Source organism: Cellulosimicrobium sp. SH8, from assembly GCF_025818875.1.
Classification (GTDB): Bacteria; Actinomycetota; Actinomycetes; order Actinomycetales; family Cellulomonadaceae; genus Cellulosimicrobium; species Cellulosimicrobium cellulans_D.
This window is the reverse complement of record NZ_JAMXMH010000008.1, coordinates 254,420-272,765: the sequence shown is the minus strand read 5'-3', so window position 1 is coordinate 272,765 and position 18,346 is coordinate 254,420. Positions and strand designations below refer to the sequence as shown.

13 protein-coding genes and 1 pseudogene are annotated in these 18,346 nt (G+C 72.7%); all 14 read right to left on the bottom strand.

Translation table 11 applies throughout. The features are described from left to right. Nucleotides 1-1,019: pseudogene (locus NF338_RS13110) on the bottom strand (fibronectin type III domain-containing protein); the annotation flags it as partial. 355 nt (nt 1,020-1,374) lie between these two features. Next, the gene (locus NF338_RS13105) at nt 1,375-2,379 is read right to left on the bottom strand and encodes a polyprenyl synthetase family protein (protein ID WP_264031195.1); all 1,005 of its coding nucleotides are present in this window, start codon (nt 2,377-2,379) and stop codon (nt 1,375-1,377) included. 38 nt (nt 2,380-2,417) lie between these two features. Beyond that, entirely contained in the window at nt 2,418-4,202 is a 1,785-nt protein-coding gene (gene nuoN / locus NF338_RS13100) for an NADH-quinone oxidoreductase subunit NuoN (protein WP_264031176.1), read from the bottom strand. Next, complete coding sequence (locus NF338_RS13095; protein WP_264031175.1) at nt 4,199-5,869, bottom strand: NADH-quinone oxidoreductase subunit M; 1,671 nt, start codon at nt 5,867-5,869, stop codon at nt 4,199-4,201. Before NF338_RS13095 ends, nuoN begins: the two co-directional genes overlap by 4 nt. Nucleotides 5,870-5,882: 13 nt before the next feature. Beyond that, nucleotides 5,883-7,913: an NADH-quinone oxidoreductase subunit L gene (gene nuoL, locus NF338_RS13090; protein ID WP_087471269.1), complete on the bottom strand. Its 2,031-nt coding sequence runs from the start codon at nt 7,911-7,913 to the stop codon at nt 5,883-5,885. A gap of 13 nt (nt 7,914-7,926) precedes the next feature. Next, nucleotides 7,927-8,226: an NADH-quinone oxidoreductase subunit NuoK gene (gene nuoK / locus NF338_RS13085; protein WP_047234414.1), complete on the bottom strand. Its 300-nt coding sequence runs from the start codon at nt 8,224-8,226 to the stop codon at nt 7,927-7,929. After that, entirely contained in the window at nt 8,226-9,164 is a 939-nt protein-coding gene (locus NF338_RS13080; RefSeq protein ID WP_412846794.1) for an NADH-quinone oxidoreductase subunit J, read from the bottom strand. The genes nuoK and NF338_RS13080 overlap by 1 nt, the downstream gene beginning before the upstream one ends. After that, nucleotides 9,161-9,892, bottom strand: coding sequence for an NADH-quinone oxidoreductase subunit NuoI (nuoI, locus tag NF338_RS13075; RefSeq protein WP_141389605.1), 732 nt, complete (start codon nt 9,890-9,892; stop codon nt 9,161-9,163). Before nuoI ends, NF338_RS13080 begins: the two co-directional genes overlap by 4 nt. Further along, entirely contained in the window at nt 9,885-11,300 is a 1,416-nt protein-coding gene (nuoH, locus tag NF338_RS13070) for an NADH-quinone oxidoreductase subunit NuoH (protein ID WP_264031174.1), read from the bottom strand. Before nuoH ends, nuoI begins: the two co-directional genes overlap by 8 nt. Next, a complete protein-coding gene (locus NF338_RS13065) occupies nt 11,297-13,987 on the bottom strand; it encodes an NADH-quinone oxidoreductase subunit G (protein WP_264031173.1) in 2,691 nt (896 codons plus the stop codon). Before NF338_RS13065 ends, nuoH begins: the two co-directional genes overlap by 4 nt. Further along, nucleotides 13,987-15,354, bottom strand: a complete 1,368-nt coding sequence (gene nuoF, locus NF338_RS13060) for an NADH-quinone oxidoreductase subunit NuoF (RefSeq protein WP_264031172.1) — start codon at nt 15,352-15,354, stop codon at nt 13,987-13,989. The genes NF338_RS13065 and nuoF overlap by 1 nt, the downstream gene beginning before the upstream one ends. Continuing rightward, entirely contained in the window at nt 15,351-16,268 is a 918-nt protein-coding gene (gene nuoE, locus NF338_RS13055; RefSeq protein WP_264031171.1) for an NADH-quinone oxidoreductase subunit NuoE, read from the bottom strand. The genes nuoF and nuoE overlap by 4 nt, the downstream gene beginning before the upstream one ends. After that, nucleotides 16,265-17,644: an NADH-quinone oxidoreductase subunit D gene (locus NF338_RS13050; RefSeq protein WP_412846790.1), complete on the bottom strand. Its 1,380-nt coding sequence runs from the start codon at nt 17,642-17,644 to the stop codon at nt 16,265-16,267. Before NF338_RS13050 ends, nuoE begins: the two co-directional genes overlap by 4 nt. Then, entirely contained in the window at nt 17,641-18,342 is a 702-nt protein-coding gene (locus NF338_RS13045) for an NADH-quinone oxidoreductase subunit C (protein ID WP_237843823.1), read from the bottom strand. Before NF338_RS13045 ends, NF338_RS13050 begins: the two co-directional genes overlap by 4 nt. Nucleotides 18,343-18,346 lie beyond the last annotated feature (4 nt).

The window sequence follows — 18,346 nt, the reverse complement described above, 5'->3', positions numbered from 1 at the left end:
TACTCGTCCGCCGCCATCCACAACGTCCCCGCCGACAGGTCGTTCAGCACGATCACGTGCCGGTTCACCCGGTACTCCAGACGCGACTGGGGGTCGATCCCTTCCAGTCGGGTGTCCAGGTCGCGGTCGGTACCCTCGCAGTCACGGACCACCTGGCCCGTCGAGGCCCACGCCCCGTACGTGCAGCCGCCGAGCTGCACCGGTGCGCCCGGACGCCCCTCGGCCGAGCGCCGCAGGGCGTCCCCGCCCTTCAGAGGCTGCGTGACCAGTCCCCCGCTCGTCGCCACGACGACGTTCGCCGAGCCCGCGGAGGGCTGCTGCAGACGCGCCTCGGCGCCGTCCTCCAGCGCCACGGTCTTGCCACCCGGGAGCACGAGCTGGGACGCCGACCGGTCGAGCACGACCGGCTTGTCGCCCACCGCGGTCACCTCGACCTCGGCGCCCTTGCCCACGGGGAGCGAGGACGACGACGGGTCACCGTCCGCCGTCCCCTTGGACGTCGTCGACACCGTCCACAACGTCCCCGTCGACGGGATCGCCGCGAACACCGTCCCGTCCTGCGACACGGTGAGGTCGCCCCCGCCCTCGACCTCCGCGGTCGGGTCGGTCTTCTCGGCGTCGAACGAGGCCGCGCCGTCGAACGGCAGCACCCACAACAGCCCCTCCTCGCCGTCGAGGATCGCCGTCGTCGCACCACCGGAGACCACCTGCGCGCCCGCCGGAAGTCGGATCTGCCCGTCCAGCTTCAGGTGCGCGACGTCGACAGGGGACGCCGTACCGGTGCTCGTGTCGTCGAGGAGCACCCGGCCCGCGTCCTGCTGCACGTCGAACGACGCGCTGCCCGCGTTCAACGTCCCGTCCATCGCCTGCGACTCGTAGTTGAACCGTCCCAGCAACCCGGCCGACGACTTCGTCACCCACACGCCCGAGTCGTTCAGGTCCACGTCCGCCGTGGCCTCGCCGTCGTACAAGAACGCCATCCCGACGAGTGCCGTCGAGAACACCGACACGGTGCTCACCGACGCGACGGTGCGGCGGTGCTCGTTCAGACGCGCCAGGAAACCCACAGGTCCTCCGAAGAGTTGGATCGGGAGACGACCGGCCCCCTTCTCCAGCCCCCTCGATCTCGCACATACCAGGCGGCCCCACCGATCGCGCACCTGAGGATAGCGGGAGACCGGGTGAAAACCGACACCCGTCCCATGGGGAGCACTCCCCACCCGGCGCTCCCCGAGCACCGGGTCACGGCGGTCGCCGCCTCCACGACCAGGGCGTCCGAGCAGGTCAACTCGATGACGGGGGCAACGATGTCGCCCCGGGCGCACCGGTGCTCCCGGCCGTCACGGGCCGGGAAAAGATCACCCCACGCGACGGTCAGGAGGCGCGGTCGGCGAGCGCCTCCGCGAAGGATCGCAGTGCGTCGGTGACCGGCCCCGCGGGGAGCGCGTCGAGCTCCTCCACGGCGGAGCGCGCCCAGCGCACCGCCAGCGCACGTGTCTCCCCGAGCACCTCGTGGCGTCGCAGCGCGGCCACGGCCGCGGCGAGCGCGGCGTCGTCCGTCAGGTCGGAGTCGAGGAGCGCGACGAGCCCGGCGTCCGCCTCGCTCGCGGTCCCGTTCGCCACCCGGGCGCGGAGCAGCAGGACCGGCATGGTCGGCACCTTCTCGCGCAGGTCCGTGCCCGGCGTCTTGCCCGACTCGTCGCCCGACGACGCCAGGTCGAGGACGTCGTCGGCCAGCTGGAACGCGACCCCGAGCCGCTCCCCGTAGGCCGCCACGGTGTCGACGACGGCCGTCGGGCACCCCGCGAACATGGCACCGAGCCGCGCGGACGTCGACAGGAGCGAGGCCGTCTTGTCGGCGAGCACCTCGAGGTAGTGCTCGACGGGGTCGTCGCCCTCCCCCGGACCGATCGTCTCGTGGAGCTGGCCCAGGCACAGCCGCTCGAACGTGCGCGCCTGGATGAGCACGGCCTCGGGTCCGAGCGCCGCGACGGTCGATGCCGCGCGCGCGAAGAGCAGGTCGCCGACCATGATCGCGACCGAGTTCCCCCACACGGCGTGCGCGGACGGAGCGCCCCGGCGCACCGGCGCGGAGTCCATGACGTCGTCGTGGTAGAGCGACGCGAGGTGCGTGAGCTCGACGACGACCGCGGACTCCACGACCTCCGGGCGCGTCCCGTCCCCGAGCTCGGCGGCGAGCAGGGTGAGCAGCGGCCGCAGCCGCTTGCCCCCCGCGTTGACGAGGTGGCGGGACGCGGTGTCGGCGAGCGGGTCGGCGTGCGCGACGGCGTCACGCAGCCGAGCCTCGACCCCGGCGAGCCGCTCGGTGAGGGCGGCGGCAAGCTCGGGGTCCGAGATCGGGATCGCGGTGGTCGTCACGGGCGCGGTCCGCTCGCGCGGCACGGGAGGAACAGAGGTCACGGGACGAACTTAACCGCCTCGGCCGCCAGATCGAGAACCGGGGACGGGAACACACCGAGGAGGAGCACCCCGAGCGCGCACACGGCGATCGCGACCGTCGTCGGCCCGGTCGACCGGACGACCGTCACGCCCGGCCCCTCGACCGTGGCACCGTCGTCGTCCGCCCCGTCCGCGGGGCCCCCGGAGGGCGCGGTGAAGAACATCAGGACGATGATGCGGACGTAGAAGAACACCGCGACGGCCGACGCGAGGACGCCGACCACGGCGAGCACCCACGTCGATCCCCCACCCTGGCCGTCGGGCCCGGCGATGGCCGCGCCGAACGCGGTGAACTTCGCCACGAAGCCGGCCGTGAGCGGGATGCCCGCCATGGAGAGGAGGAAGAGGGAGAACACGCCCGCGAGCCACGGGCTCCGGCGTCCGAGCCCCGCCCACTGGGCGAGGTGCGTCGCCTCGCCGAGGACGGCGACCGGCTGCTCCGTCGCCCCGCCCGTCGCGTTGTCCGCGGCGTCGCCCGTCGCGTCGGTCCCTGCCGCCCCCGCACCCACCGCCACGGGCACGCGCTCGCGCACCGGGGTGGTCTCGCGCACCAGCGTGACGACGGCGAACGCGCCGACCGTCGCGAGGCCGTAGACGAGCAGGTAGAAGACGGTCGCGCGCAGCGAGAGCTGCGAGAACCCGACGACGCCCACGAGGATGAAGCCCGCGTGCGCGATCGACGAGTACGCGAGCAGCCGCTTGACGTCGGTCTGCACGGCACCGACGACGGTCCCGACGACCATCGTGAGCAGCGTGACGACCCACAGCGCGACGAACAGGTCCTCGCGCGCCGTGGGCGAGGACTGCGCGAGCCCCAGGCTCACGACGTACAGGACGCGCAGCAGAGCGCCGAACGCCGCCGCCTTGGTGCACGCGGTCATGAAGCCCGTGATGGGCGTCGGGGCGCCCTGGTAGACGTCGGGCGTCCACGCGTGGAACGGCGCGGCGCCGATCTTGAAGAGCAGGCCCGCGAGGACGAGCAGGACGCCCACGACGACGAGACCGGGCATGCTCGCGAGCGGCCCGGCGGGGTTCGCGAGCGACTGGTAGACCTCGACGAGGTCGACCGAGCCCGCGAAGCCGTACACGAGCGCCACGCCGAACACGAACAGGGCGGAGGCAAACGCCCCGAGGAGGAAGTACTTGAACGACGCCTCCTGCGAGAGCAGGCGACGGCGGCGGGCCATCGCCGAGAGCACGTAGAGCGGGAGCGAGAGCACCTCGAGCGCGACGAACATCACGAGGAGGTTGCCCGTCGCGGGGAAGATCATCATGCCGCCCACGGCGAAGAGCACGAGCGGGTAGACCTCGGTCTGCTCGAGGCCCTTGCGCCGCGTGAGGTCCTCGTACGGCGAGCCCGGGACAGCCGCCGCGGACGGCGCGAACGCGTCCTGGCCGGTCGACGTCTTGTCGGCAATCACGAGGATCGCGAGGAACGCGAGCAGGACGACGATCCCCTGGATCGCGAGCCCGAACGGGTCGATCACCATCGACCCGCCGAGCACCCGCACCCCGTACGGTGCGCCGTCGGCGCCCTGGACGGCGGGGTCGCGCCACAGCACGACGACGAGCGCGAACGCCGCGGCCGTCGCGAGGAGCGCGAGGACGACCTGGACCGTCCGCCGCACGCGGGCCGGGACGAACGCCTCGATCAGCACGCCGACGACGCCGGCGCCGAGCACGACGAGGATCGGGGCGAGGTAGAGCCAGTCGACCGTGGGGGCCACGAAGGAGTCGTTCACGACTCGCTCCCTTCGTCGGAGCTACGAGAGACGGACGACCCCTGGCTCTCGAGGGCGGCCTGCTCGGCCCCCTCGGCGAACGGGTCGGAGCGCGGCGGGTCCTCGACGCCGGCGACCGCGAGGTCGGACAGGGTGACCTCCGCGGGCTCGCGCACGAGGTCGAGCGCGGGCGCCGGGTAGAAGCCGAGGACGAGGAGGACCGTGATCAGCGGCGCGACGACCCACTTCTCGCGCGCACCGAGGTCCGGGAGCTGGTCGAGCCCCTCGCGGGTCCCGCCCGTGAAGATCCGCTGGTAGGTCAGCAGCACGTAGAGCGCGGCCAGCACGACGCCGAGCACCGCGACGAGCGCCGCCCACGGGCTGCGCGCGAACGTGCCGACGAGCACCATGATCTCGCTGACGAACGTCGACAGGCCGGGCAGCGACAGCGCGGAGAGGCCGGCCACGAGGAACGTCCCGGCCAGCACGGGGACGACCTTCTGCAGGCCGCCGTAGTCCGCGATGCGCTGCGAGCGCTCCGGGTGGCGAGCGATCAGGAAGCCCGCGAGGAGGAACAGCGCGCCCGTCGAGATCCCGTGGTTGACCATGTACAGCGACGACCCGGACACGCTGAGCGACGTGAACGCGAAGATGCCGAGCACGATGAACCCGAAGTGGGACACCGACGTGTAGGCGATGAGTCGCATGAGGTCGCTCTGGCCGATCGCCATGAGCGCGCCGTAGAGGATCGACACGACCGCCAGGACGATCACGACCGGGGCCGCCCACGCGCTCGCGTGCGGGAAGAGCGGGAGGCACAGCGTGAGCATCCCGAACGTGCCGACCTTGTCCAGCACGCCGACGAGGAGCGTGGACGTGCCCGCGGGCGCGTGCTGCGCGGCGTCGGGCAGCCAGGTGTGGACGGGGAAGAGCGGCGCCTTGATGGCGAACGCGAGGAAGAACCCGAGGAACAGCAGCCGCTCGGTCGCGACGGGCATGGGCGACGCGGCGAACGTCTCGACGAGGTTCGCGGTGAGGAACGCGTCCTCGGGGCGTGCGCCCGTCGCCGGGTCGATCGGCACCTGCACGTACAGGGCGATGACCGCCGCGAGCATGATGAGCCCGCCCGCGAGCGAGAACAGCAGGAACTTCACCGCCGCGTACCGTCGCCGCGCCCCGACGCCGAACCCGCCGATCATGAAGTAGACCGGGATGAGCATCGCCTCGAACAGCACGTAGAAGAGGAACACGTCGCGCGCGACGAACACCGCGACCATGAACGCCTCGAGCAGCAGGACGAGCGCGAGGTAGTGGCGCAGGCGGCGCACGTCGCCGTCCTGCTCCTTCCACGCGGCCAGCACGACGAGCGGGACGAGCAGGACCGACAGCGCGACGAGCGCGAGCGCGACGCCGTCGGCGCCCACCGCGTAGCTCGCGCCGATCTGCGGGATCCAGCGGTACGTCTCGGCGAGCTGGTGCGTGCCGGCCGTCGACGTGTCGAACGCGGTGAACGCGCCGACGAGCAGGCCCAGCTCGACGAGCGCGGCGCCGAGGGCGATGCCGCGCACCGTGCGCAGGGCGCCCGCGCCGACGCCGCGGGTGCGGGCCGCGGCCGTGAGCCACACCGCCGCGGCCCCCACCAGGGGCCAGGCGACGAGCAGGGACAGCCAGGGGACGGAGGTAGTCATGGTTGTCTCCCTCTCAGCTCGCGGAGCCGGTGGTCAGGGCGAGGACGACGGCGACGATGACCACGAGGCCGCCGAGCATCGTCGCGCCGTACGAGCGCACGTAGCCGTTCTGCCACCCGCGCAGCCACTCCCCGATCCGGCCGACCAGGCCGGCGAGGCCCATCCAGCCGCCGTCGACCATCTCCTTGTCGGCGTAGACGAGCGAGCGCGTGAGGTACTGGCCGGGCCGCATGAACACGGCCTCGTTGACGTCGTCCTGGTACAGGTCGCGGCGGGCGGCCCGCGTGAGCACGGAGCCCCGCGGCGCACGGACCGGGACGCTCGACATCGCGTACTGGCGCCACGCGAGCGCCGCACCCGCGAGGACGAGCAGGAGCGTCAGGGTGATGAGCGACCACACCGGCAGGACCGGCTCGTGGTGCTCGGCGTGCCCGGTGACGGGCTCGAGCCACGTGACGAACCGTGAGCCCGCGGCGAGGATGCCGCCGAGGGCCACGGAGCCGACCGCCAGGACGATCATCGGCCACGTCATGAGCCGCGGGGACTCGTGCGGGTGCTGGACCGGGCCGTCCTGCGGGCCGAGCCCGTCCGCCGAGCCGCTGCCGTCGTTCCAGCGACGGCGCCCGGAGAACGTCATGAAGAACAGGCGCGACATGTAGAACGCGGTGATCCCGGCGCCCAGCAGCGCGACGCCGCCGAAGACCCACGCCCGCCACGGCTCGCCGTCGACGGGGACGAAGGCGGCCTCGATGATCTTGTCCTTGCTCCAGAAGCCGGAGAACGGCGGGATCCCGAGGATCGCGAGCCAGCCCATCATGAACGTGATCCAGGTGACCTTCATGTAGCGCGCGAGGCCGCCGAACCGGCGCATGTCGACCTGGTCGTCCATGCCGTGCATGACCGACCCCGCGCCGAGGAACATCCCGGCCTTGAAGAAGCCGTGCGTCACCAGGTGGAAGATCGCGAACGCGTACCCGATCGGGCCGAGCCCGGCCGCGAGGATCATGTACCCGATCTGGGACATGGTCGACGCCGCGAGCGCCTTCTTGATGTCGTCCTTCGCGCAGCCGACGATCGCCCCGAAGAGGAGCGTCACCGCGCCGACGATCACGACGACGAGCTGCGCGGTGGGCGCTCCCTCGAAGATCGGGGCCGACCGGACGACGAGGTAGACGCCCGCCGTGACCATGGTGGCCGCGTGGATGAGGGCGGAGACCGGCGTCGGGCCGGCCATGGCGTCCCCGAGCCAGGCCTGGAGGGGGAACTGCGCCGACTTGCCGCACGCGGCGAGCAGGAGCGCGATGCTCGTCGCGGTGAGCAGCGCGGTCGACGCCTCGGGCACCTGCGCGAACACGGTGGTGAAGTCGACCGCGCCGAACGTCGCGAACATCAGCATGAGGGCGACGATGAGGCCGATGTCGCCCACGCGGTTCATGACGAACGCCTTCTTGGCCGCGACCGCGTACGCGCGGTTGTGGTTCCAGAACCCGATGAGCAGGTACGACGCCAGGCCCACGCCCTCCCAACCGACGAACAGCAGCAGGTAGGAGTCGGCGAGGACGAGCACGAGCATCGCCGCGACGAACAGGTTGAGGTAGGCGAAGAACCGCCGCCGGTCGCGGTCGTGCGCCATGTAGGCGACCGCGTAGACGTGGATCAGCGTGCCGACGAACGTCACGAGGAGGACGAACGTCAGGGACAGCGGGTCGATCCGCAGCCCCATCGCCAGGTCGAGGCCCCCGGACACGATCCAGTCGCCGATGCGGAAGTCGACCACGCGCTCGTCGACGGGCAGGCCCAGCATCACGAGGAAGAGGACCAGGCCCACCACGAACGCGGCGCCGGACATGAGCACGCCGAACCACGCGCCCCAGCGGTCGCTGCGGCGCCCGGCGAGGAGGAGGACGGCCGCCCCGAGGAGCGGGAGCAGCACCAGGAACGGTGCCACGAGGAACGCGCCCGGCACGGTCTCGGACGCGGGCACGACGTCGGTCGCGGCCAGCAGTCCGCTCGCCGTGGGCAGGGCGGGAAGGAGCGTCGTCATCGGTGCCGGCCCCTCAGCTCTTGAGCAGGTTGACGTCGTCGACCGAGGCGGACCGACGGGTGCGGAAGATGGACACGATGATCGCGAGGCCGACGACGACCTCCGCCGCCGCGACGACCATGACGAAGAACGCGAGCACCTGCCCGGTCACGTCGCCGTGCATCCGGGCGAAGGTGACGAACGCGAGGTTGGTCGCGTTGAGCATGAGCTCGATGCCCATGAACACGATGATCGCGTTGCGCCGCAGCAGCACGGTCGCGGCGCCGATCGAGAACAGGATCGCCGCGAGCACGAGGTAGTTGGTGAGCTCCATCAGTCCTCTCCTCGCTCGGTCCCGCGAGCGTCACCGGGGACCCGGGACCGGCCCGGGTCGTCGGGTCCGGCGACGTCCCCCGCGGGCGCCTCGCCCTCGGGCTGGTCGGCGGTCGCGGTCTGCACCGTGCGCTCGTTCGCGTCCTGGGCCCGCAGCGCGGGCAGCGCCCGCAGCGGCTCGTGCTCGACGAGCACCTCGCGCTCGGCCTCGAGGATCGTCCCGGCCGACCGCTCCTGGCCGCGGATGCGCAGGATGCGGGAGACCGACTCCTCGATGGGCCGGCCCTGCGCGTCGAGCGCCGGGGTGTCCATGGCGTTGTTCTGCGCGTACACGCCGGGGGCGGCGAGCGGCGTGAGCCGGCCGCCCGCGGGCAGCGCCGCGACCTTCGCGTCGGCCTGCTCGCGCTGACCCACCTTCGGGGTGAGCCGGCGCCGGTGCGTGAGCACGAGCGCCGAGACCGCGGCGGTGATGAGCAGGATGCCCACGACCTCCATCGCGAACACGTAGTCCGCGAAGAGCACGCGCGCGAGCGCGACCGGGTTGGTCGCCGCGTTGGCGAGCTCGAGGCCCACCGACGGCGGGAACGTCGCCTGCGCGACCACGCCCACCAGCACGACGCCGAGCCCGAGCCCGAGGAGCACGCCGACCCAGCGCTGACCGCGGATCGTCTCCACGAGCGAGTCCGACGCGTCGACCCCGACGAGCATGAGCACGAAGAGGAACAGCATCATCACCGCGCCCGTGTACACGACCACCTGGACGACGCCGAGGAACGACGCCTCCTGCGCGATGTAGAGGATCGCGAGGTCGACCATGACGAACATGACCGCGATGGCGGCGTGCACCGCCTTGCGCGCGAAGAGCAGCGAGAGCGCCGCGAGGACCATGAGGGGGGCGAGGACCCAGAAGAGGACCGCCTCGCCGCCGCTCGCGGTCACCGGGCGGCCTTCCGGGCCGACGCGCCGGCGGACCGCCCCGAGGTCGGCGTGACCCGCCGGACCTCCGGCGGCGGCCCTGTGGGCTCCGGCGGGAGGGTCGGGTCGTCCGGCCGGTGCTCGCGCACCCAGTCCACCTGCTCGGCCACCGGGCCGCTCACCTCCCCGCGGTAGTACTCGGTGTCCGAGGTCCCGGGCACCATCGGGTGCGGCGCGGCGAGCATCCGCTCCTGGAGCGGCGCGAGCAGGTCCTGCTTCTCCCAGATCATGCCCTCGCGCGTCGGCCCGGCGAGCTCGTACTCGTTGGTCATCGTCAGCGCGCGCGTGGGGCACGCCTCGATGCACAGCCCGCAGAAGATGCAGCGCAGGTAGTTGATCTGGTAGACGCGCCCGTACCGCTCGCCCGGCGACATGTGGCCGCCGTCGGGCAGGTCCGCGTTGTCCGCGCCCTCGACGTAGATCGCGTCCGCGGGGCACGCCCACGCGCACAGCTCGCAGCCGATGCACTTCTCGAGCCCGTCGGGGTACCGGTTGAGCTGATGGCGCCCGTGGTACCGCGGCTTCGTCGGCACCTTCTGGCGCGGGTACTGCTCGGTGACCGTCGGCCGGAACATCGAGGAGAAGGTCACGCCGAACCCGGCGACGGGCGCGAGCGCCTCGCGCAGCCCCTTCGCCTGGGGACGCCGGACCTCGTACTCGCCGGGCCGGGTCGGCTTCTGCTCGTCAGCCACGGTCGACCTCCTTGTCGTGCGGTGTGTCTCGGGGGGCACCGGCGCCCGGCGAGCCGGACGCCCCGGGCGAGCGTGCGTCGTCGGGCACCAGGGCACGACGGCGGGGCGAGGGCGGGAGCGACTGCCCCGGCAGCGGTGGGACGGGGAACCCGCCCGCGAACGCGTCGAACGGCTCGGGACCGGTACCCGCGGCGCGGGGCGTCGCGCCGGGTGGCGCCTTCTTCTCGGGCCAGAACCACACGACGACCACCACCACGAGGGCGAGCGCGACGGCGATGCCGACGAAGACCCGGAGGTCGACGTCGAGGAACTGGCGCACGGCCTGCGCGACGGCGAGCAGCACGAGCCACGCGAGCGCGAACGGGATGAGGACCTTCCAGCCGAACCGCATGAACTGGTCGTAGCGCAGGCGCAGCAGCGTGCCACGGACCCACACGAAGAAGAACATGACGGCCCAGACCTTGACCAGGAACCAGAGGATGGGCCACCAGCCCTCGTTGAACATCCCGTCGTTGATCGCGGACAGCGGCCACGGGGCGCGCCACCCGCCGAGGAACAGCGTCGTCGCGACGGCGGAGACGTTGAGCATGTTGATGTACTCCGCGAGGAAGAACCACGCGAACTTCATCGACGAGTACTCGGTCATGTACCCCGACACGAGCTCGCCCTCGGCCTCGGGGAGGTCGAACGGCAGGCGGTTCGTCTCGCCGACCATCGAGATGACGTAGATGACGAACGCCGGCAGGAGCGGGAGGAACCACCAGAGCTGCGTCTGCGAGTCGACGATGCGCGAGGTCGACATCGACCCCGCCATGAGGAAGACCGAGACGAGCGAGAGGCCCATCGCGAGCTCGTAGCTGATGACCTGGGCCGTCGAGCGGACCGACCCGAGCAGCGGGTACGTCGACCCGGACGACCAGCCCCCGAGCACGATCCCGTACACGCCCAGCGACGCGCACGCGAGGATGTAGAGCGTCGCGACCGGGAAGTCGGTGAGCTGCGCCGGCGTCACGTAGTCCGTGAACGGGATCTGCACCTCGGGCCCGAACGGGATGACCGCGAACACCAGCAGCGCGCAGAACACGGAGATCATCGGCGCGAGCAGGTAGACGAACTTGTCCGCCGCCTTGACGGTGATGTCCTCCTTGAGCAGGAGCTTCATCGCGTCGGCGAGCGACTGGAGCAGGCCGAACGGGCCGTGCCAGTTGGGGCCGGGGCGCACCTGCATGCGCGCCACGACCTTGCGCTCGAACCAGATCGCGAACAGCACGCTCGTCAGCAGGAAGACGAGGATGAGGACGGCCTTCACGAGGTAGGTCCAGCCGTTGTCCTGCGAGAAGTTCGCGGTGATCCCCGGCACGCCCGGGGTCTCGGCCGCGAGCGCCTGGATCAGGTACCCGCCGCTCATGCGCCCTCCCCTCCGTCGGTGCTCCCAGGCCCGAGCCGGACGACGTCGCCCGGCACGGCGCCGAGCGCCGCGTGCACGGACGACCCCGGTGACCGCAGCGGCAGCCACACCACGTGGTCGACCATGTCGGTCACCACCACCGGGAGCGTGACCGCACCCCGGTCCGTCGAGACGCGCACGAGGTCGCCGTCGAACACGTCGACCGCGGCGGCCGTCGTCGCGGACAGCCGCGCCACCGGGCGCTTCGCCGTCCCCGCGAGGTAGCGCTCGCCGTCCTGGCCGCGCGCGTCGTCGAGCAGGAGCCGCCAGCTCGCGAGGACCGCGGTCCCGGGTGCGACGGCGGGCGGCTCGGTGCTCTCGACGTCCGGCGCGGCGGCGCGCTCGCCGTCCCACGCGCCGTCGCCCACGAGCTGGTCCAGCTCGGCACGCACCGACTCGGTGGTCGCGAGGCCGAGCGGCACGCCCGCGGCGTCGGCCAGCGCGTCGAGCACGCGGTGGTCGGTCATGGCCGTGGAGGCGAGCGCCGCCGGGAACTTGCGCACGCGCCCCTCCCAGCTCACGAACGCGCCCTCGCGCTCGACGGGCGGCGCCACGGGAAGCACGACGTCCGCCAGCTCGGTCACCGCCGAACGCCGCACCTCGAGCGAGACGACGACGTCCGCCGCCTCGAGCGCACGGCGCGCGTGCGCGGGGTCCGGCAGGTCGTCGAGCTCGAGACCGCCGACGAGCACGCCCGCGAGCTGGCCGACGGACAGGGCGTCGAGCATCTCCCCGACGTCGCGGCCCGCCGTGGCGGGCAGCCCCGTCGGCTGCGCGTCGGTGGCGGTCACGCCCCAGACGGTCGCGACGTCGACGCGGGCCGCCGCGTCGGCGACCGGACGCCCGCCCGGCAGGAGGTTCGGCAGGGTGCCGGCCTCGACGCCGCCGCGCTCGCCAGCGCGGCGCGGGACCCACGCGAGCCGCGCGCCCGTCGCGGCGACCGCCCGGAGCAGCGCGCTGTACCCGCCGCGCGTCGCGGCGAGCCGCTCGCCGACGAGGATCACGGCGCCCGGCGCCCGGAGCGCGTCGCTGACCTCGGCGAGGAGATCGGTGCCCTCGGCCTCGTCGAGCGTGCGGACCTGGTCGCCGGCGGCGATGCCGTCGAGCCACTCGGACTCGGTGCCCGGCGCCGCCGGGAGCAGCGTGCCGTGCACGCGCTGGACGCCGCGCGTCGCGAACGGCGCGACGGAGAACACCCGCACCCCGTTCCGCACGGCGCCCTTGCGCAGGCGCAGGAAGGTCACGCCCGCCTCCTCCTCGGCCTCCAGGCCGACGAGGAGGACGGCAGGCGCCTTCTCGAGGTCGGTGAACGTCACCCCGCCGGCGTGGCCGACGGCGCGCCCCGCGACGGCGTGCGCGAGGAAGTCCGCCTCCTCCGCGCTGTGGGCGCGGGCGCGGTGGTCGACGTCGTTCGTGCGCAGCCAGGTCCGGGCGAGCTTCGCGTACGCGTACGCGTCCTCGACCGTGAGGCGCCCGCCCGGCAGGACGCCGACGCCTCCGGCGTCACGTGCCCGGGTCAGGGCGTCGGCCGCGACCTCGAGCGCCTCCGCCCACGAGGCGGGGCGCAGCTCGCCGCGCGTCACCGACCCGTCCGGGGCGACCTCGCGGTCGCGCACGAGCGGGTGCGTGAGGCGGTCCGGCGCGGACTGCCACGTGAACGCGAAGCGGTCCCGGTCGGTGATCCACTCCTCGTTGACCAGCGGGTCCGCGCCCGCGAGGCGGCGCAGCACGACGCCGCGGCGGTGGTCGACACGGATCGCCGAGCCCGACGAGTCGTGCTCGGAGACCCCGGGGGTCGAGACCAGGTCGAACGGGCGCGACCGGAACCGGTACGCCGCGCCCGTGAGCGCGCCCACCGGGCAGATCTGCACCGTGTTGCCCGAGAAGTACGACGCGAACGGCAGCCCCGACTCGTCCTTGAGCGCGAGCCCGACCGGGCGGTCGCCCGGCGCCTGACCCGACGGCGGAGCGAAGTCCAGCACCGCCTCGTCGAACCGGCCGATCTGCTGCGCGGCCCCGCGCTTCTGCAGGTCGATGAACGCGTCGCCCGCGATCTCCTGCGAGAAGCGCGTGCAGCGCTGGCACAGGACGCAGCGCTCGCGGTCGAGCAGGATCGTCGTCGAGACGGCGATCGGCTTGGGGAACGTGCGCTTGACGTCGACGAACCGGCTCGTCGCGCGGCCGTTGCTCATCGCCTGGTTCTGCAGCGGGCACTCGCCGCCCTTGTCGCACACCGGGCAGTCGAGCGGGTGGTTGATGAGCAGCAGCTCCATGATCCCGTGCTGCGCCTTGTCGGCGACCGGGCTCGTGCGCTGCGTCTTGACCACCATGCCGGGCGTCGCCTCGAGCGTGCACGACGCCTGGGGCTTCGGCATCGGCCGGACGTTGCCCTCACGGTCCGGCGTCGCCACCTCGACGAGGCACTGGCGGCACGCGCCCGCGGGCTCGAGCAGCGGGTGGTCGCAGAACCGCGGGATCTGGATCCCGATCTGCTCGGCCGCGCGGATCACGAGCGTGCCCTTCGGCACCGACATCTCGACGTCGTCGATCGTGAACGTCACGTGGTCCGCGGGGACCGGGGGCTTGGCCGCGCCACCCGTGGGAGCGGCCGCTGAGCCGGTGCCCGGGGCGGGGGTCGTGGTCGTCATCAGTGCACTCCTGCCGTCAGGACGCGGGCCGGGCGGGGCGTGTAGTCGAAGAGGGCCGCTGCCGCGGGGTCGAACGGGCAGCGGTGCTCCGTGATGTGCGCCTCGTACTCGTCGCGGAACAGCTCGATGCTGCTCGTCACCGGCGACGTGGCGCCGTCGCCGAGCGCGCAGAACGCGCGGCCCAGGATGTTGTCGCACGTGTCGAGGAGCAGGTCGAGGTCGGACTCCGTGCCCTGGCCCGCCTCGATGCGCGCCAGGACCTGCTTCATCCAGTACGTGCCCTCGCGGCACGGGGTGCACTTGCCGCACGACTCGTGCGCGTAGAAGTCCGTCCACCGGCTCACGGCCCGCACGACGCACGTCGTCTCGTCGAAGAGCTGCAGCGCGCGCGTGCCGAGCATCGAGCCCGCCGCCGCGACCGACTCGTAGTCGAGGGGCGTGTCGAGGTGCGCGTCCGTGAACAGCGGCGTCGACGAGCCCCCCGGCGTCCAGAACTTCAGCGCCTTGCCGCCGCGCATCCCGCCGGCGAGGTCGAGCAGCTCGCGCAGCGTCGTGCCGAGCGGCGCCTCGTACTGCCCGGGGCGCGTCACGTGACCGGACAGCGAGAACAGGCCGAACCCGGCCGAGCGCTCGGTCCCCATCGACGTGAACCAGTCCGCGCCGCGCGCGACGATCGACGGCACGCTCGCGATCGACTCGACGTTGTTGACGACCGTCGGGCGCGCGTACAGGCCCGCGACCGCCGGGAACGGCGGCTTGAGCCGCGGCTGCCCGCGGCGCCCCTCGAGCGAGTCGAGCAGCGCCGTCTCCTCGCCGCAGATGTACGCGCCCGCCCCGGCGTGGACCGTGACGTCCAGGTCGAAGCCCGAGCCCTGGACGTTCTTGCCCAGGAACCCGGCCTCGTACGCCTCCTCGACCGCGCGCAACAGGCGGCGGTATACGTGCAGCACCTCGCCACGCACGTAGATGAACGCGTGGTCGCACCCGATCGCGTACGACGTGATCGCCACGCCCTCCACGAGCGCCTGCGGGCTCGCGAGCATCAGCGGGATGTCCTTGCACGTCCCCGGCTCGGACTCGTCCGCGTTGACGACGAGGTAGCGCGGCCCGCCGTCCGGCGCGGGCAGGAAGCCCCACTTCATGCCCGTCGGGAAGCCCGCGCCGCCGCGGCCGCGCAGGCCCGACGTTTTGACCGTCGCGACGACGTCCGCCGGGTCCTGGGCGAGCGCCGCGCGCAGGCCCGCGTACCCACCGCGGTCCACGTACGACGCCAGCGTCCAGGACCGGTCCGCGTCCCACGTGTCCGACAGGACGGGGGTCAGCGGGTCCGGGGTCGTCCGAGCCACGGTGCCCTGCTGCTCGCTCATGCGTCCGCTCCCTTCGACGGGTCGGGCTGGGTGCCGGGAGACTCGGCCTTGCCGCCGGGGTCGACGTCGGCGTCGGTCGTCGGCGTGCGCTCGGCGCTCGACTGCTCGCCACCGGTGACCGGCTTCTCGGGCGCGCCCTCGCCTCCGGCGTCCTGCCCCCCTGCCGAGGCGGAGGACTGGTCCGGCGAGGTCGAGGCCTGGTCGGTGCCGGGGGCTGTCCAGCCCTGCTCGCGAGCGAGACGGAGACCGGCGAGGGTCGGCTCGCCCGCGCCGACGCCCTCGTCGGCACGACCGTCGGGGAAGCCCGCGAGGATGCGGCTCATCTGCTTGAAGGAGCACACGCTCGCGGCGCCGCGGGTCGGGGCGACGGGCTCGCCCGCCCGGAGGCGGTCGACGACGTCGGTCGCCGAGCCGGGCGTCTGGTTGTCGAAGAACTCCCAGTTGACCATCATGACCGGCGCGTAGTCGCAGGCCGCGTTGCACTCGACGCGCTCGAGCGTGATCGCCCCGTCCTCGGTCGTCTCGTCGTGGCCGACGCCGAGGTGGTCGGAGAGCTCGTCGAAGATCGCGTCGCCGCCCATGATCGCGCACAGGGTGTTGGTGCAGACGCCCACGGTGTACGTCCCGTTGGGGTGGCGCTTGTACTGCGTGTAGAACGTCGCGACGGCGGAGACCTCCGCCGCGGTGAGGCCGAGCTGCTCCGCGCAGAAGAGGATGCCGTCGCGCGAGACGTAGCCGTCCTCGGACTGCACGAGGTGCAGCATCGGCAGCAGCGCCGAGCGCGACTCGGGGTAGCGGGAGACGATCTGCGCGGCGTCGGCGGCGAGGCGCGCCGTCGTCTCCGCGTCGTACCCGGGGCGGGGCGGCCCGCCGGCGGGCGAGCCGTTCGTCGCAGGTCCGGCGTCGATGGTCATCGGTCCACCCCTCCCAGCACGGGGTCCAGCGACGCGACGGCGACCACGACGTCGGCCACCTGGCCGCCCTCGCACATCGCCGCCACGGCCTGGAGGTTGTTGAACGACGGGTCGCGGAAGTGCGCCCGGTAGGGGCGCGTGCCGCCGTCGGAGACGAGGTGCACCCCGAGCTCGCCGCGCGGGTGCTCCACGGTCTGCCACGCCTGCCCGACCGGGACGCGGAAGCCCTCGGTGACGAGCTTGAAGTGGTGGATCAGGGCCTCCATGGAGGTGCCCATGATCTCCTTGATGTGGTCGAGCGAGTTGCCCTGGCCGTCGCTGCCGATCGCGAGCTGCGCCGGCCACGCGATCTTGCGGTCGCCCACCATGACGGGCTGCCCGGCAGTCCTCTCGAGGCGCTCGAGGCACTGCTCGACGATGTGCAGCGACTGGTAGCACTCCTCGAGCCGCAGCACGACGCGGTCGTAGCAGTCGGCGCCGGTCGCGGTCGGGACGTCGAAGTCGTACGTCTCGTACCCGCAGTACGGGTCGGACTTGCGCACGTCGTACGGGTGACCGGTCGAGCGGAGCACCGGACCGGTGATGCCGAGCGCCATGCAGCCCGCGAGGTTGAGGTGCCCGACGCCGACGAGGCGGCCCTTGAAGATCGGGTTGGCGAGCATGAGGTCGCCGAGCTGCCCGAGGTACCGGCGGATGAGCGGGTCGGCCTTGCGGACCTGCTCGACGAGGTCCGGTGGCACGTCCTGCGCGACGCCGCCGGGACGCACGTAGGCGTTGTTCATGCGCAGACCCGTCACGGCCTCGAAGATCCGCAGGATCTCCTCGCGCGCGGTGAACGCGATGGTCATGACGGTCGTCGCGCCCATCTCGTTGCCGCCCGTGCCGAGACACACGAGGTGGGACGCGATCCGGTTGAGCTCCATCATGAGCACGCGGATGACGCTCGCGCGCTCGGGGACGTCGTCCGTGATGCCGAGCAGCTTCTCGACCGCGAGGCAGTACGCCGTCTCCTGGAACAGCGGCGCGAGGTAGTCCATGCGGGTGCAGAACGTGACGCCCTGCGTCCACGTCCGGTACTCCATGTTCTTCTCGATGCCGGTGTGCAGGTAGCCGATGCCGCACCGCGCCTCGGTGACGGTCTCGCCGTCGATCTCGAGCATGAGGCGGAGCACGCCGTGCGTGGACGGGTGCTGCGGCCCCATGTTGACGACGATGCGCTCCTCGCCGAGCGCGGCCGCCGCGACGGCGCTCTCGGCGATGTCCGCCCAGTCGCCTCCCGACGCCTCGAAGCTCGGGACGCCCTCGTCGAAGTCCCCGACGGGCGGGCGGGTCGAGTGCGGGGCGGCGCCGGGGGCGCCGGTGGTGTGCGTGCTCACGAGTACGACCTCCTCGTGTCGGGCGGGGGCACGGTCGCGCCCTTGTACTCGACGGGGATCCCGCCGAGCGGGTAGTCCTTGCGCTGCGGGTGGCCCGGCCAGTCGTCGGGCATCTCGATGCGCGCGAGCGACGGGTGGCCGTCGAAGACGATGCCGAAGAAGTCCCACGTCTCGCGCTCGTGCCAGTCGTTCGTCGGGTAGACGGACGTCGTGGTCGGGACGTGCGGGTCGGCGTCGGGCACCGACACCTCGAGACGCAGCCGACGCCCGTGCGTGATCGACGTGAGGTGGTACACGGCGTGCAGCTCGCGGCCGACGTCGTGCGGGAAGTGCACGCCGCTCACGCCCAGGCTCAGCTCGAACCGCAGGTCCTGGTCGTCGCGCAGCGCGCGGCACACGTCGACGAGGTGGTCGCGGTGCACGTGGATCGTCAGCTCGGCGTGCGCGCCCGGCGGGTCCACGACGACGCGCTCCACCGCGGCCTCGAACCGCGTGCCGCCCTCGGCGAGGACCTCCGCGAGGACGTCGACGACCTCGTCGAACCACCCGCCGTAGGGCCGCGGGCTCGCGCCGGGCATCGCGACCGGCTGGACGAGCCCGCCGTACCCCGACGTGTCGCCCGAGCCGTGGACGCCGAACATGCCCTCGCGCACCTCGACGACCTCGAGCGTGCGCGGCGCGCCCGCCCCGGTCACCAGGTCG

Bases quoted from the DNA above. Each gene is read 5' to 3' on its own strand.
- NF338_RS13095 (WP_264031175.1), bottom strand. From the start codon at position 5,869: ATGACTACCTCCGTCCCCTGGCTGTCCCTGCTCGTCGCCTGGCCCCTG.
- nuoL (WP_087471269.1), bottom strand. From the start codon at position 7,913: ATGACGACGCTCCTTCCCGCCCTGCCCACGGCGAGCGGACTGCTGGCC.
- nuoK (WP_047234414.1), bottom strand. From the start codon at position 8,226: ATGGAGCTCACCAACTACCTCGTGCTCGCGGCGATCCTGTTCTCGATC.
- nuoH (WP_264031174.1), bottom strand. From the start codon at position 11,300: ATGAGCGGCGGGTACCTGATCCAGGCGCTCGCGGCCGAGACCCCGGGC.
- NF338_RS13065 (WP_264031173.1), bottom strand. From the start codon at position 13,987: ATGACGACCACGACCCCCGCCCCGGGCACCGGCTCAGCGGCCGCTCCC.
- nuoF (WP_264031172.1), bottom strand. From the start codon at position 15,354: ATGAGCGAGCAGCAGGGCACCGTGGCTCGGACGACCCCGGACCCGCTG.
- nuoE (WP_264031171.1), bottom strand. From the start codon at position 16,268: ATGACCATCGACGCCGGACCTGCGACGAACGGCTCGCCCGCCGGCGGG.